The organism is Syntrophobacter fumaroxidans MPOB (assembly GCF_000014965.1).
Lineage (GTDB): Bacteria > Desulfobacterota > Syntrophobacteria > Syntrophobacterales > Syntrophobacteraceae > Syntrophobacter > Syntrophobacter fumaroxidans.
On record NC_008554.1, the window covers coordinates 2898935 to 2913744 of the forward strand.

The 14810-nt window shown below is 59.7% G+C and carries 7 protein-coding genes; all 7 read right to left on the minus strand.

Annotation, left to right across the window (positions count from 1 at the left end; translation table 11 throughout):
* Positions 1-13: 13 nt before the first annotated feature.
* The gene (locus SFUM_RS12195; protein WP_011699206.1) at positions 14-2566 is read right to left on the minus strand and encodes an Ig-like domain-containing protein; all 2553 of its coding nucleotides are present in this window, start codon (positions 2564-2566) and stop codon (positions 14-16) included.
* 412 nt (positions 2567-2978) lie between these two features.
* Entirely contained in the window at positions 2979-5009 is a 2031-nt protein-coding gene (locus SFUM_RS12200; RefSeq protein ID WP_011699207.1) for a phospholipase C/P1 nuclease family protein, read from the minus strand.
* Positions 5010-5030: 21 nt separating this feature from the next.
* Complete coding sequence (locus tag SFUM_RS12205) at positions 5031-5549, minus strand: carboxypeptidase-like regulatory domain-containing protein (protein ID WP_150109506.1); 519 nt, start codon at positions 5547-5549, stop codon at positions 5031-5033.
* A gap of 101 nt (positions 5550-5650) precedes the next feature.
* Positions 5651-7936 (minus strand): Ig-like domain-containing protein, encoded by a 2286-nt coding sequence (locus tag SFUM_RS12210; protein ID WP_011699208.1) that lies wholly within the window; start codon positions 7934-7936, stop codon positions 5651-5653.
* Positions 7937-8348: 412 nt separating this feature from the next.
* On the minus strand, positions 8349-10307 hold the full coding sequence (locus SFUM_RS12215) for a hypothetical protein (protein WP_244148058.1): 1959 nt from the start codon (positions 10305-10307) through the stop codon (positions 8349-8351).
* A 316-nt stretch (positions 10308-10623) separates the two neighbouring features.
* Positions 10624-11199 (minus strand): carboxypeptidase-like regulatory domain-containing protein, encoded by a 576-nt coding sequence (locus tag SFUM_RS12220; RefSeq protein ID WP_011699210.1) that lies wholly within the window; start codon positions 11197-11199, stop codon positions 10624-10626.
* Between the two features lie 31 nt (positions 11200-11230).
* Complete coding sequence (locus tag SFUM_RS21790) at positions 11231-14215, minus strand: Ig-like domain-containing protein (RefSeq protein ID WP_011699211.1); 2985 nt, start codon at positions 14213-14215, stop codon at positions 11231-11233.
* Positions 14216-14810 lie beyond the last annotated feature (595 nt).

Sequence of the window (14810 nt, forward strand, 5' to 3'; positions counted from 1 at the left end):
CAACCGTCGTGACTCAAAATCGGTCTATGCCCCATATGCCGGCGGCATCCCTCAGGAAATAAACGTAGTAGGTGATGTCGTAGACCTGCCCCTGCACCTGTTCCTCGCGCTTGATCCTGTACTTGGCCGTTCCGCCCTTCGCATAGATCAACTCGATTTCCCGCATCCCCGAGGCGATGGAGGGCAAGCCCGCCGCCAGGTGCTCGAAGACCTCACCGTAGCGTTCCCTGGAACTTGCCGCAAAATACGCCAGGGCGCCCGGGGAATTCCCCGCGATCAGAGCGGCCTTCATTCCATCCCATTTGGCCTGGAGCAGGGCGTCCAGGTTGTTCCGGTTCAATACCACGATGGCCGCCGTGTCCGCGCGGACGTTGTTCAGATTGTCCACCGCCTCCACCGTGAAATAATAGATCCCCTCCACGCTCAACCGCACCTTGTATTCCTTGGCCCCGGTCTCGAGATATTCGGGTTCCGCCGGCCCCGCGCAACCGATCGTCGACTGGCTGAAGCTGAAGGAACCGCGCACCCCAAGCGTCACCTCGAGGGAAGGAATGCCCGATTCGACGTTGGCCGCGATCCTGATGGTATCCGCACTCGGATCCGCGTTCACGACAACCGATGCCTCCAGCGCATTGCCGTCCGTATCCGCGGCCCTGGCGGTCAGGGTGTTTTCACCTTCGACCAGCACCACGTGATTGGCGACGAACTCATTGCCGTAGACCTCCGCCGTCACTCCGTTGACGGTGACCCCGGTCTCGGCGCCCGTCGCATTGGAAACGGTGCCTCGCACCATCACCGCTGCGCCTTCGATGAAGGCGCCCTCCGAAGGAGAAACAATCGTGAGAGACAGGGCGGCAAGAGCGTTCACCGTGACCTTGACGGCGGCCGATGCGCTCCCCCCGTTGCCGTCGTCGACGGTGTACGTGAAACCGTCCTCACCGCTGAACCCGGCGTTGGGCGAATAGACGAGGACGCCGTTCGCGCCGCCGGACACGCTCCCGTTGGCCCCCTGCGTGAAGCCCGATACCAGCAGGGTGTTTCCGTCGGGGTCCGTATCGTTGGCGAGAACCGCGATGTCGACGGCTTTCCCCGCCTCAGTGCTCGCCGAGTCGTCAGCGGCCGCGGGAGGATGGTTCACCGCGTTCACCGTGATCGAAACCGCTGCCGCCGCGGAGTCCGCTTTACCGTCATTCACCTTGAATTCAAAAGCATCGGGGCCGTGATACCCGGCCGCCGGCGTGTAGGTCAGGTTCGGCGCCGTGCCGCTGAGCGTCCCGTGAGCGGGCGAGGTCGTCACCGTGAAGCTCAGGGTATCCCCGTCCGCGTCCGTTCCCGTCAAGGTGATCGAGACCGCCGTGTCCTCGTTCGTGCTCAACGTCTGCGCGTTCGCCACCGGCGCATCGTTTGCCGAGGTGACCGTGATCGAAACCGCTGCCGCCGCGGAGTCCGCTTTACCGTCGTTCACCTTGAACGCAAAGCCGTCCGATCCGCTGTAGTTCGCCGCCGGCGTGTAGGTCAGGTTCGGCGCCGTGCCGCTGAGCGTCCCGTGAGCGGGCGGGGCCGTCACCGTGAAGCTCAGGGTATCCCCGTCCGCGTCCGTTCCCGTCAAGGTGATCGAAACCGCCGTGTCCTCGTTCGTGCTCAACGTCTGGGCGTTCGCCACCGGCGCATCGTTTGCCGAGGTGACCGTGATGGTGACCGTGCCTGTCGCCGTGGCCCCATGGTCGTCTTGCACCGTGTAGGTGAACTGGTCCGTTCCGGTGAATCCGGGCTCCGGCGTGTAGGTCGCCGTCCCGTCCGCGTTGGCCGAGACCGCCCCGTGGGCGCCCTGGGTGACGCCGGCAAGGACCAGGCCGCTCCCCGTGTCGTTTGCCAGCACGTTGACCGTCACCGGAGTCCCCTCCGGCGTCGAGGCGACGTCATCCCCGGCCGCGGGACCCGACCCCCCGACCGTCACGGTCGTCTCCGCGCTGACGACCTCGTGGTGGCCGTAGGCGTATATCGTGTAAGTGGTGGTCCGCCGGGGCCGGACCTTCCGTGAACCGGTGGGCGCAACCCACCCCACCCCGTGGTCGATCACGCAGATTGTCGCGTCGGTCGAGCTCCACGTCAAGGTCGACGATCCCCCCGGAGCAATGGTCTGCGGCGAAGCCGAAAGGCTCACGCTCGGGTGGCGATGGTCCACGATGGTCACTGTAAGGAAACTCCCGGGCTTGCCCTCGAGCCGCACCCCAATTTCATTGGAGGCATTGAGCGACACGCGGCGCCGGATGAGCGGGACGTGAGCCTTCAGCTCACCGGAGCTCACGATCTTCTTCCCGTTCAGGTATATGGTGCCGCTCGTCACCCGGTGCCGCCCGTAGAGCTCACCGTTGCGGATCCACACCTCGAATTCTGCTCCGGTCTCGGAACCGGCGAATCCCCTGGTGACCGTCATCGGCGGCCCCGAACCCCGCTCGAACCGCTCCGGTCCGAAAACGGGGGGATCGCACGCAGACCCGGGTTGAACGGGCAAAACCAACGCCAGGGAAAGAAAAACGACCAGGCAAAAGAGTTTTTTGAACATGACTCCTCCTGCTGCTTGAGTTCCTGTTCGAGCGTCGATTGATCCGATACGCCGTATGTGTCGGTAAAGACGGGCTTGCCCAAATTTGGCGGCCGCGAGAGGGGCCCCGCCCATCTTTCCGGATTCGCTCCTGCCAGAAAATGATCGTGAGAACAGGCTGTGTGACACATCCGATCGCCCTGGAATCCCGTTTGCGTCGGAACGATGCGCGGTGAGCGCGGCTTTATCGTGCCCGCGATCACGCCCGCAAAACGGCGCAGGCATGCAAACCGGTACGGGACGATTTTCACGCTTTACGGTAAGCCCCGGGTTCATGCCGAAAAGTGAAAAGTGTAGGTTTGACCCCGGCATCCTCCGGCCCGGCCGGGCCGGAGGATGATCCGCCTGAGAACATTACGCCTTCAGCGCCCCATCAGGGGAAATTGATGGTGACGGGATACGGGCCTTCCGCATTTTCCGGCGGTGCGGGGAACTGGTCCGCATTGTAGATGTAGTAAGGATAGTAGCGAATGAAATAGCTCATCTGGTGCTGGATGATCCCCCGGTACTGGTAGACCGGGGTGTCTTTCCACAGGGGACCGTCCAGTTCCTGGTAGACCACGGAGGGCATATCGTAGGTCCAGAGCCCATTGTCCACGGTAAAGTCATCCGGGTAGGGCCACCCCGGAGGATAGGGCTTGGAGACGAGGTGGTCTCTCACATAGTACCCGCCGGGGACGTCGGTGAGCAAAATGACGCGAAAGTATCGCGCCGGCGGCATATCCTGGACGCTCACCACCATCGGCGTGCCGGCACCGGGAGCGCTGCCCGAAAAGCCGAGCTCCTCGCTGATCGAAACCGGCCGGAAGAAATCATAATCCTCCACGTTCGGGTCGTTTTCGATCTCCTCGGCCTTTCTGAGCTCGCCGTTGAGCAGGAAGTAATCCGTGCTGTTCCAGTAGGAGAGGTGCTGCGGTTCGCACAAATCCTTCATCCCCACGGCAACCGCGTCCTGCTCCGCGCCCAGTTTCCCTTTGTAAACCACCTTCAGATAGAGGTCCGTGATACCGGGAGGAATGGGGTTTGCGGTGAAATCGAACGTGCATTCGAGCCCGGGCGAGGCCGAGGTGAGGGATTCCACCTGCAGGGGAGCGGACACCGAGTAGGAATAGTACTCATCCCTTGAATCCATCGTCGGCGGATCGGCGGACAGGTCCGCCTGGTAGTTCGTCCTGAGCCTGTACTGGGCGACCGCCACCAGTTGCCCGGGCTGTCCCGCATCGTTGGTCGCCTCCTCGCCGGCCGTTGCGTTGCGCACCCTCGCCTTGATGAAGCGAAAACCCTGAGCCGCATCGAGGCCGTCGATGATGGAATAGACGAACTCGGGTGGAGCCGTGATCTCCAACTGCCCCCGGAAGAAATAGTTCAGCAGGGCCGCCGAATACCCCACGGCGCGAGGAAGCAGCTTGGATGCGTAGTCCTTATAAACCTCGCCGTCCAATACAAAGGGGTATTGCCAGCAGGGGGTACCTGCCGAGCAATCCTCTGTGAAATAGCCTGCCACAGCGAGGCGATGAGGTACCGCCGCCCGGATGTTACGCAGATAGACCTTCCGGTCGACGTTTCCGTCCTCTCGGACAACCGTCTCCGGGTTTTTCCAATCGAGACTGAAATAGTTTGTGTCTTCGATGTTGGGATGAGGGTATTCAGAGGTCTCGAATATGGTGTCGCTGCTGAAGAAATAGGCATTGGTGTACTCCGCCAAGCCATGGATGTCTTCCGAAGGGTTTGTGCCGTCGTAGAAATCCTGGTCCCATAAGGCGGTTATGGGTATCATGCCGTTCTGCACGGCATGGCTGAATATATCAGTCGAAACTGAAAGGGATTCGAAGTTCAGCAACCCCTTGACATCCTGATATTTGGCCCATGTTTCATATGCTTCGGGACGAGGATGCGCATCATCCCGAACGTGAGCGGGTACCGCAAGATCGGCGACCAAATGCATCAACCTCCCGAGCGAAGTGAACATCAGTGCCCATTCAGCCTCGTTACCGCTCGTGAGCGCCTGGGAATACAATCGTCTTGCATCCTGCCAGGTCCGGTCCACATCGTAGCCCTTTTGGGCCCAGATTACGGATGATTCTCCGAGAATACCGTTTTTCAGGCCTGCCTCATCCCACGGCTTCAATGGATCATGGAAGTGATAGAAATAACAAGGAAAATCATCTTCTCGGGTACCTCCCTCTTCGACCAGAAAAACCAGTGACAAACCCTGAAATTTCGTCTCAATCCCTTCTCCGAACCCAAGCTGCCCCCTCATATATGCATCCAGGTTTGAAGTTTCTACCGCCTTGGCATTCAAATGGCGGTGAACATAGCTCTCATCATAAGCATTTGCGGATTCATAACCGTATGCGAAAAATACAACAACCATAAGAAAAAACGATCTGAGATAATGTTTCATCTCTATGACCTCCTTAAATACTCATTGAGTCAGGCCAATCTCTCTTCGTGCTTTTTTTTCAAATTCAAGGAAGTTTTTCAGTTTTTCACGAGGAATATTCGGATATATCATCTCGCGCAGATTTTTTATCTGATCTTCACGTGTTCTCAATCTTGGTATTTCAATTGTTAAGTATTCGTTAGAACGGATATACCGCATTGAATAAACCCGATACCCAGGTTTAAATATGCTTATACTCTCTATCGGGTCCCACTGGTCTGGGAATCGGAAGACCCATGCTCTGTAGGGTGCGAGATGGAATTCGCCGTTTCGGTCCGTCACGGTCTCAAGAGCTTCGACAAAATTGTGCGTCAGGCCGCCTAGTCTGATCGTATAGAATGCTTTCAGTACGAGAGCCCCTTCAATCGGCTGGCCGGTCTCATCCACCACCTTCCCGAAATACGGGCCGAATTTGTGGGTTATGGTACAGGGACCGACCGCGGCCGATACGAACCAGACCAGGATGATTCCACCTATCCATTTCATCGACTTCCTGCTCATTGGACGATCCCCGTGCCATGCCGGACGGACTGTGTGTCGCCGAATCGGCATGGTCGCTTTCGTGGGCTTCCCCCGGCATATACCGGGGGGAGCGTTCGCAGCTAGAATCTATCTATTTTCCAGAGCCCGTCCTCATCAACCCTGAAAAAGATCGAGTAGGTGATGGTCACGGCCTCTCCGTCCACCATATGCACCCTCGGAATCCGGTATTCCGCGGTGCTTTCCCTGCACAGGATCATCTCAATCTCCTGCATCCCTGAAACAATACCGGGAAGTCCGGCGGCCAGGGCAGTAAATATCGTACGATAGCGTTCCTTGGATCTTTCCCGGAAATATCCCAGGGCGTCCTCTATGGCACCCGCGGACAGTTTTCCCTTCATTGCATTCCATTTGGATTTGAACAGGGCATCCAGATCGTCCCGATTGAATACCACCAGTGCAACCGTATCCGTGTGCATCGTCCCCTGGTCGTCGGCCGCCTCGGCGGTGAACAGGTAAAGCCCTTCGGCGACCAGCCGCACCACGCGATCCTCCGGCTGCGTGCTCTGTAAAAACTCCGCCTCTCCTGGACCAGTGTAAGTCAACACGGCATCCGAACAAGGAAAGGTTCCCCCGATGCGCAGGCTAGTCTCAAAGGGGGAGATGCCGGAATGAATCACCGTCGAGAGTTCCAGGTATCCTCCGGTCGTGTCCGAATTGACCGCGATCGACGTGGTTGCGGTGTTGCCCTGCGTGTCAGTGGCCACGGCGGTCAACGTGTTTGTGCCGTTTTGGAGGCGAACCCGGTTTGCCACGAACTGAGTGCCGATGACGACCGCGGGGACCCCGTTTACAACCACTCCCGTTTCGTTTCCCGCAGAGTTGACTACCGTCCCAATGACAAGGGTCGAGTGCTTCACGACAAAATCCCCGTCCAACGGCGAGGTGATCTCCAGGGATATCCCGGCGAGTGCCCTGACGGCCACCGTCACGGTTGCCGATGCGCTCCCCCCGTTGCCGTCGTCGACGGTGTACGTGAAACCGTCCTCACCGCTGAACCCGGCGTTGGGCGAATAGACGAGGACGCCGTTCGCGCCGCCGGATACGCTCCCGTTGGCCCCCTGCGTGAAGCCCGATATCTGCGGGGCGTCTCCGTCGGGGTCCGTGTCGTTGGCGAGAACCGCGATGTCGACGGCTTTCCCCGCCTCAGTGCTCGCCGAGTCGTCGGCGGCCGCGGGAGGATGGTTCACCGCGTTAACCGTGATCGAAACCGTTGCCGCCGCGGAGTCCGCTTTACCGTCATTCACCTTGAATTCAAAAGCATCGGGGCCGTGATACCCGGCCGCGGGCGTGTAGGTCAGATTCGGCGCCGTGCCGCTGAGCGTCCCGTGAGCGGGCGGGGCCGTCACCGCATAGGTCAGCGCATCTCCGTCCGCGTCCGTTCCCGTCAAGGTGATCGAAACCGCCGTGTCCTCGTTCGTGCTCAACGTCTGCGCGTTCGCCACCGGCGCATCGTTTGCCGAGGTGACCGTGATGGTGACCGTGCCTGTCGCCGTGGCCCCATGGTCGTCTTGCACCGTGTAGGTGAACTGGTCCGTTCCGGTGAATCCGGGCTCCGGCGTGTAGGTCGCCGTCCCGTCCGCGTTGGCCGAGACCGCCCCGTGGGCGCCCTGGGTGACGCCGGCAAGGACCAGGCCGCTCCCCGTGTCGTTTGCCAGCACGTTGACCGTCACCGGAGTCCCCTCCGGCGTCGAGGCGACGTCATCCCCGACCGCGGGACCCGCCCCCCCGACCGTCACGGTCGTCTTCGCGCTGACGACCTCGTGGTGGCCGTAGGCGTATATCGTGTAAGTGGTGGTCCGCCGGGGCCGGACCTTCCGTGAACCGGTGGGCGCAACCCACCCCACCCCGTGGTCGATCACGCAGATTGTCGCGTCGGTCGAGCTCCACGTCAAGGTCGACGATCCCCCCGGAGCAATGGTCTGCGGCGAAGCCGAAAGGCTCACGCTCGGGTGGCGATGGTCCACGATGGTCACGGTAAGGAAACTCCCGGGCTTACCCTCGAGCCGCACCGCAATTTCATTGGAGGCATTGAGCGACACGCGGCGCCGGATGAGCGGGACGTGAGCCTTCAGCTCACCGGAGCTCACGATCTTCTTCCCGTTCAGGTATATGGTGCCGCTCGTCACCCGGTGCCGCCCGTAGAGCTCACCGTTGCGGATCCACACCTCGAATTCCGCTCCGGTCTCGGAACCGGCGAATCCCCTGGTGACCGTCATCGGCGGCCCCGAACCCCGCTCGAACCGCTCCGGTCCGAAAACGGGGGGATCGCACGCAGACCCGGGTTGAACGGGCAAAACCAACGCCAGGGAAAGAAAAACGACCAGGCAAAAGAGTTTTTTGAACATGACTCCTCCTGCTGCTTGAGTTCCTGTTCGAGCGTCGATTGATCCGATACGCCGTATGTGTCGGTAAAGACGGGCTTGCCCAAATTTGGCGGCCGCGAGAGGGGCCCCGCCCATCTTTCCGGATTCGCTCCTGCCAGAAAATGATCGTGAGAACAGGCTGTGTGACACATCCGATCGCCCTGGAATCCCGTTTGCGTCGGAACGATGCGCGGTGAGCGCGGCTTTATCGTGCCCGCGATCACGCCCGCAAAACGGCGCAGGCATGCAAACCGGTACGGGACGATTTTCACGCTTTACGGTAAGCCCCGGGTTCATGCCGAAAAGTGAAAAGTGTAGGTTTGACCCCGGCATCCTCCGGCCCGATCGGGCCGGAGGATGATCCGCCTGAGAACATTACGCCTTCAGCGCCCCATCAGGGGAAATTGATGGTGACGGGATACGGGTCCTTTCCGTTTTCCGGCAGTGCGGGGAACTGGTCCGCATTGTAGATGAAGTACGGATAGTAACGGATGAAGTAGCTCATCTGGTGCTGGATGATCCCCCGGTACTGGTAAACCGGGGTGGGATTCCACGGCTGCCCGGCCGACTCCTGGTAGACCGCGGAGGGCATCCCGTAGGTCCAGAGCGCATTGTCCACGGTAAAGTCATCCGGGTAGGGCCACACCAGAGGATAGGGCTTGGAGACGAGGTGGTCTCTCATGTAGTAGCCGGCGGGGACATCGGTGAGCAAAATGACGCGAAAGTATCGCGCCGGCGGCATATCCTGGACGCTCACCACCATCGGCGTGCCGGCACCGGGAGCGCTGCCCGAAAAGCCAAGCTCCTCGCTGATCGAAACCGGCCGGAAGAAATCATAATCCTCCACGTCCGGGTCGTTTTCGATCTCCTCGGCCTTTCTGAGCTCGCCGTTGAGCAGGAAGTAGTCCGTGCTGTTCCAGTAGGTGAGGTGCTGCGGTTCGCACAAATCCTTCATCCCCACGGCAACCGCGTCCTGCTCCGCGCCCAGTTTCCCCTTGTAAACCACCTTCAGATAGAGGTCGGTGATGCCGGGGGGAATGGGGTTCGCGGTGAAATCGAACGTGCATTCAAGCCCGGGCGAGCCCGAGGTGAGGGATTCCACCTGCAGGGGAGCGGACACCGAGTAGGAATAGTACTCATCCCTTGAATCCATCGTCGGCGGATCGGCGGACAGGTCCGCCTGGTAGTTCGTCCTGAGCCTGTACTGGGCGACCGCCACCAGTTGCCCGGGCTGTCCCGCATCGTTGGTCGCCTCCTCGCCGGTCGTTGCGTTGCGCACCCTCGCCTTGATGAAGCGGAAACCCTGAGCCGCATTGAGGCCGTCGATGATGGAATAGACGAACTCGGGTGGAGCCGTGATCTCCAACTGCCCCCGGAAGAAATAGTTCAGCAGGGCCGCCGAATAACCCACGGCGCGTGGAAGCAGCTTGGATGCGTACTCCTTCAGGCATTCCTCATCCAACAGGAGGGTCCTGACAAGCAGGGAAGACGCTTGATGATCCAGCTCGGAAATATATTTTGTCATGTACGACGGTTTGATGAAGTGGACTATTGTTTCTCCATCCCCTGTTTTTGCCACGTAGAAGGAGATGTCCGGCTTGTTGTCCTCCCCGATGACCTCCTTCGGCCACAACCCGCCGTCCAGGTAATACTGAAGGTTCGTGCTCGACTTTCTCGGGTAAGGCTGATAGTGGACGTCGTTTGAAGAATCTTCGTCACTGAGGTAGTCCTCAGCAAGCATCGTATTTAGGCTCACAAAATTGATGTTGGTGTATTCGGCCAATCCCACCGCTTGAGCGTTCAGCGAGATGCCCGGGTTCGTGCCGTCGTAGTTGTTGGTGTCCCAGAACCGGGTCACGGACTTTTCGCTCAAATCCCCGCCAGTAGCCGCTTCGGCAGGCACACCGTTCATCTCGACGTAGTCCTCGAATCGCTCCCAATTCCATTCCGACGATTGATACCCCTCCGAACCAGGCATGCCGTTCCGTTCCAGGTGAGCCCTGAAGTCGTTCCGGACGTGGGAAGGCACAGCCATATCCTGCAGAAGATGAAGGACCTGCCCCAGGGACCACGCGCTCATCGCCATGTAGTAGTGCCTCTTTTCATCGCCGTTCAGACCGAGGGCTTCCGGGATGCCGGGCTCGCCGTGGAACTCCGGCCTGCCTTGAAAGTCCCTGCCGGTGAGCGACATGTAGTAGAATTCCCTGGCGTGGTCCCAATCGCGCTCGTTGGTCCCCCCCGTCGTTTTTTCCCCACCCGGTGCGGGCTCCCGATAGGCCGTCGCATATACGACGGCGGAAGTGACGGAGGTGCCGGCACAATACAGGCTCACATACAAGGGTTCGTCGCTCATCCCCGATTCCGTCCAGGACAGGTCGTTGCGGGGATTGTGAAAATGATTCGAACGCCGGCACATGGGAACATCTTCCCGATCAGCCCCGAACGTCAGCCAGTCTAGCGTCGGCCGTCCGTGCAAGGGAGTATCCAAACCCTGCGGCAGGATCAGTTTATTCTTGAAGAATGAATCAAGGTTATTGCCAACAATTTCCAGAGATTTCTTGGTTAATTCTTGATGAGTTGTTTCATTGTCAAAAGCGATAACACTAGAGTAATCAAACATAAGCAACCATAAAATCAATATAGAAATCAAATAAAGTAGTCTTCTCATACTACTTCTCCCAATTTTTTCTGGCTATTTCGCCAGATAACTTCGTTTCCTCTGCAATAGCATCAGAGAAAAGACCTGTTCTCATCGGTGCACCAATACTTGTAGTAAACAAGGCATGCATTTCTCTTGAGTACTGTTCCTTAAATGGTTCCATCCGAATTATCATACCATCATCAAGCGTGAAGCCAGTCCTCTTTTTCATTGTAGGAAAGGTCCATTCTTTGCCAGTCCAAATATACTCTTTGGGGAAGATACGCACGCTGCTCCAGCAGATATACCCTTTTTTATAGATAGCCATCCTGAATCTCCGGGTAGCGAGAAGAGAGGAATACTTGGGCAACTTGAAACGGCCCTTGGCATCCGAGACGTCTTCCGCCTCTTCAGTCGTCACCGTAGCCCGCATCCCCGGCGGCCCCGGCCCCGGCTCCAACCATTTTATGTTCACCACGGCGTTCTCTATGGGCTCTCCGGTTTCGGCGTCGACGACCTGGCCCGTGATCGTCCATCTCAGGTGCCAAACGATCAGGATCAACACCAGGATCACCGCAGCCACCGCGGGCAGGTAACGTTTCAACATCGCTCATGTGCCTCCATGCAACCGTCGTGACTCAAAATCGGTCTATGCCCCATATGCCGGCGGCATCCCTCAGGAAATAAACGTAGTAGGTGATGTCGTAGACCTGCCCCTGCACCTGTTCCTCGCGCTTGATCCTGTACTTGGCCGTTCCGCCCTTCGCATAGATCAACTCGATTTCCCGCATCCCCGAGGCGATGGAGGGCAAGCCCGCCGCCAGGTGCTCGAAGACCTCACCGTAGCGTTCCCTGGAACTTGCCGCAAAATACGCCAGGGCGCCCGGGGAATTCCCCGCGATCAGAGCGGCCTTCATTCCATCCCATTTGGCCTGGAGCAGGGCGTCCAGGTTGTTCCGGTTCAATACCACGATGGCCGCCGTGTCCGCGCGGACGTTGTTCAGATTGTCCACCGCCTCCACCGTGAAATAATAGATCCCCTCCACGCTCAACCGCACCTTGTATTCCTTGGCCCCGGTCTCGAGATATTCGGGTTCCGCCGGCCCCGCGCAACCGATCGTCGACTGGCTGAAGCTGAAGGAACCGCGCACCCCAAGCGTCACCTCGAGGGAAGGAATGCCCGATTCGACGTTGGCCGCGATCCTGATGGTATCCGCACTCGGATCCGCGTTCACGACGACCGACGCCTCCAGCGCATTGCCGCCCGTATCCGCGGCCTTGGCGGTCAGGGTGTTTTCACCCTCGACCAGCACCACGTGATTGGCGACGAACTCATTGCCGTAGACCTCCGCCGTCACTCCGTTGACGGTGACCCCGGTCTCGGCTCCCGTCGCATTGGCAACGGTGCCTCGCACCATCACCGCCGCGCTTTCGATAAAGGCGCCCTCCGAAGGAGAAACAATCGTGAGAGACAGCGCGGCAAGAGCGTTCACCGTAACCTTGACGGCGGCCGATGCGCTCCCCCCCTTGCCGTCGTCGACGGTGTACGTGAAACCGTCCTCACCGCTGAACCCGGCGTTGGGCGAATAGACGAGGACGCCGTTCGCGCCGCCGGACACGCTCCCGTTGGCCCCCTGCGTGAAGCCCGATACCAGCAGGGTGTCTCCGTCGGGGTCCGTATCGTTGGCGAGAACCGCGATGTCGACGGCTTTCCCCGCCTCAGTGCTCGCCGAGTCGTCAGCGGCCGCGGGAGGATGGTTCACCGCGTTCACCGTGATCGAAACCGCTGCCGCCGCGGAGTCCGCTTTACCGTCATTCACCTTGAATTCAAAAGCATCGGGGCCGTGATACCCGGCCGCCGGCGTGTAGGTCAGGTTCGGCGCCGTGCCGCTGAGCGTCCCGTGAGCGGGCGAGGTCGTCACCGTGAAGCTCAGGGTATCCCCGTCCGCGTCCGTTCCCGTCAAGGTGATCGAAAGCGCCGTGTCCTCGTTCGTGCTCAACGTCTGCGCGTTCGCCACCGGCGCATCGTTTGCCGAGGTGACCGTGATCGAAACCGTTGCCGCCGCGGAGTCCGCCTTCCCGTCGTTCACCTTGAACGCAAAGCCGTCCGCGCCGTTGTAGTTCGCCGCGGGCGTGTAGGTCAGGCTCGGCGCCGTGCCGCTGAGCGTCCCGTGAGCGGGCGGGGCCGTCACCGTGAAGCTCAGGGTATCCCCGTCCGCGTCCGTTCCCGTCAAGGTGATCGAGACCGCCGTGTCCTCGTTCGTGCTCAACGTCTGCGCGTTCGCCACCGGCGCATCGTTTGCCGAGGTGACCGTGATCGAAACCGTTGCCGCCGCGGAGTCCGCCTTCCCGTCGTTCACCTTGAACGCAAAGCCGTCCGCGTCCGTTCCCGTCAAGGTGATCGAAACCGCCGTGTCCTCGTTCGTGCTCAACGTCTGCGCGTTCGCCACCGGCGCATCGTTTGCCGAGGTGACCGTGATCGAAACCGTTGCCGCCGCGGAGTCCACCTTCCCGTCGTTCACCTTGAATTCAAAAGCATCGGAGCCGTGATACCCGGCAGCCGGCGTGTAGGTCAGATTCGGCGCCGTGCCGCTGAGCGTCCCGTGCGCGGGCGAGCTTGTCACCGTGAAGCTCAGCGCATCGCCGTCCGCGTCCGTTCCCGTCAAGGTGATCGAAACCGCCGTGTCCTCGTTCGTGCTCAACGTCTGCGCGTTCGCCACCGGCGCATCGTTTGCCGAGGTGACCGTGATGGTGACCGTGCCTGTCGCCGTGGCCCCATGGTCGTCTTGCACCGTGTAGGTGAACTGGTCCGTTCCGGTGAATCCGGGCTCCGGCGTGTAGGTCGCCGTCCCGTCCGCGTTGGCCGAGACCGCCCCGTGGGCGCCCTGGGTGACGCCGGCAAGGACCAGGCCGCTCCCCGTGTCGTTTGCCAGCACGTTGACCGTCACCGGAGTCCCCTCCGGCGTCGAGGCGACGTCATCCCCGACCGCGGGACCCGCCCCCCCGACCGTCACGGTCGTCTTCGCGCTGACGACCTCGTGGTGGCCGTAGGCGTATATCGTGTAAGTGGTGGTCCGCCGGGGCCGGACCTTCCGTGAACCGGTGGGCGCAACCCACCCCACCCCGTGGTCGATCACGCAGATTGTCGCGTCGGTCGAGCTCCACGTCAAGGTCGACGATCCCCCCGGAGCAATGGTCTGCGGCGAAGCCGAAAGGCTCACGCTCGGGTGGCGATGGTCCACGATGGTCACTGTAAGGAAACTCCCGGGCTTACCCTCGAGCCGCACCCCAATTTCATTGGAGGCATTGAGCGACACGCGGCGCCGGATGAGCGGGACGTGAGCCTTCAGCTCACCGGAGCTCACGATCTTCTTCCCGTTCAGGTATATGGTGCCGCTCGTCACCCGGTGCCGCCCGTAGAGCTCACCGTTGCGGATCCACACCTCGAATTCCGCTCCGGTCTCGGAACCGGCGAATCCCCTGGTGACCGTCACCGGCGGCCCCGAACCCCGCTCGAACCGCTCCGGTCCGAAAACGGGGGGATCGCACGCAGACCCGGGTTGAACGGGCAAAACCAACGCCAGGGAAAGAAAAACGACCAGGCAAAAGAGTTTTTTGAACATGACTCCTCCTGCTGCTTGAGTTCCTGTTCGAGCGTCGATTGATCCGATACGCCGTATGTGTCGGTAAAGACGGGCTTGCCCAAATTTGGCGGCCGCGAGAGGAAAACGGTCAAGATCGGGCGAGAGAAAAAAAGCAGCAAATTCAGTGCCAATTCGAGCAGTTAAGTTTTCCACCCCGGAAATGCGGCTCATGCGCCTGCCGTCAGTCGGAATCGGCGGAACATAAATTCTCGTTAATTTGGCGGACGTTAATAAATGAAACCTTAACTATCTGGAAATAGTGACAATTTTTGTCGATTTTCCGACAAATAATGTCACTGAAGGGCGCGCTGGATATGGATGATCCATGGAATATTATTATGCACCTTCAATCATTCCTATCTTACCCTGTAAAGCCGGACTCCAAAACGGTGTGGACAGTGTTCGATCGGTGGAGACAAATTGACAAATAAAATAATGGATATTCTTCACATGTATATCATTTGCATATCATTTGAGGGCGATTCCTTGCACGGGGAAAGAAAAGCTCCCATCACGGCACGCGTGGATATACCGCTTTCCCGTCAAACGAGTTTGCGTTCGAGGTGGCTGTGTT

Excerpts from the sequence above, each read along its gene's own strand:
- SFUM_RS12205 (WP_150109506.1), bottom strand. The coding sequence starts at position 5,549 with ATGAGCAGGAAGTCGATGAAATGGATAGGTGGAATCATCCTGGTCTGG.
- SFUM_RS21790 (WP_011699211.1), bottom strand. The coding sequence starts at position 14,215 with ATGTTCAAAAAACTCTTTTGCCTGGTCGTTTTTCTTTCCCTGGCGTTG.
- SFUM_RS12215 (WP_244148058.1), bottom strand. The coding sequence starts at position 10,307 with ATGAGCGACGAACCCTTGTATGTGAGCCTGTATTGTGCCGGCACCTCC.
- SFUM_RS12200 (WP_011699207.1), bottom strand. The coding sequence starts at position 5,009 with ATGAAACATTATCTCAGATCGTTTTTTCTTATGGTTGTTGTATTTTTC.
- SFUM_RS12210 (WP_011699208.1), bottom strand. The coding sequence starts at position 7,936 with ATGTTCAAAAAACTCTTTTGCCTGGTCGTTTTTCTTTCCCTGGCGTTG.
- SFUM_RS12220 (WP_011699210.1), bottom strand. The coding sequence starts at position 11,199 with ATGTTGAAACGTTACCTGCCCGCGGTGGCTGCGGTGATCCTGGTGTTG.
- SFUM_RS12195 (WP_011699206.1), bottom strand. The coding sequence starts at position 2,566 with ATGTTCAAAAAACTCTTTTGCCTGGTCGTTTTTCTTTCCCTGGCGTTG.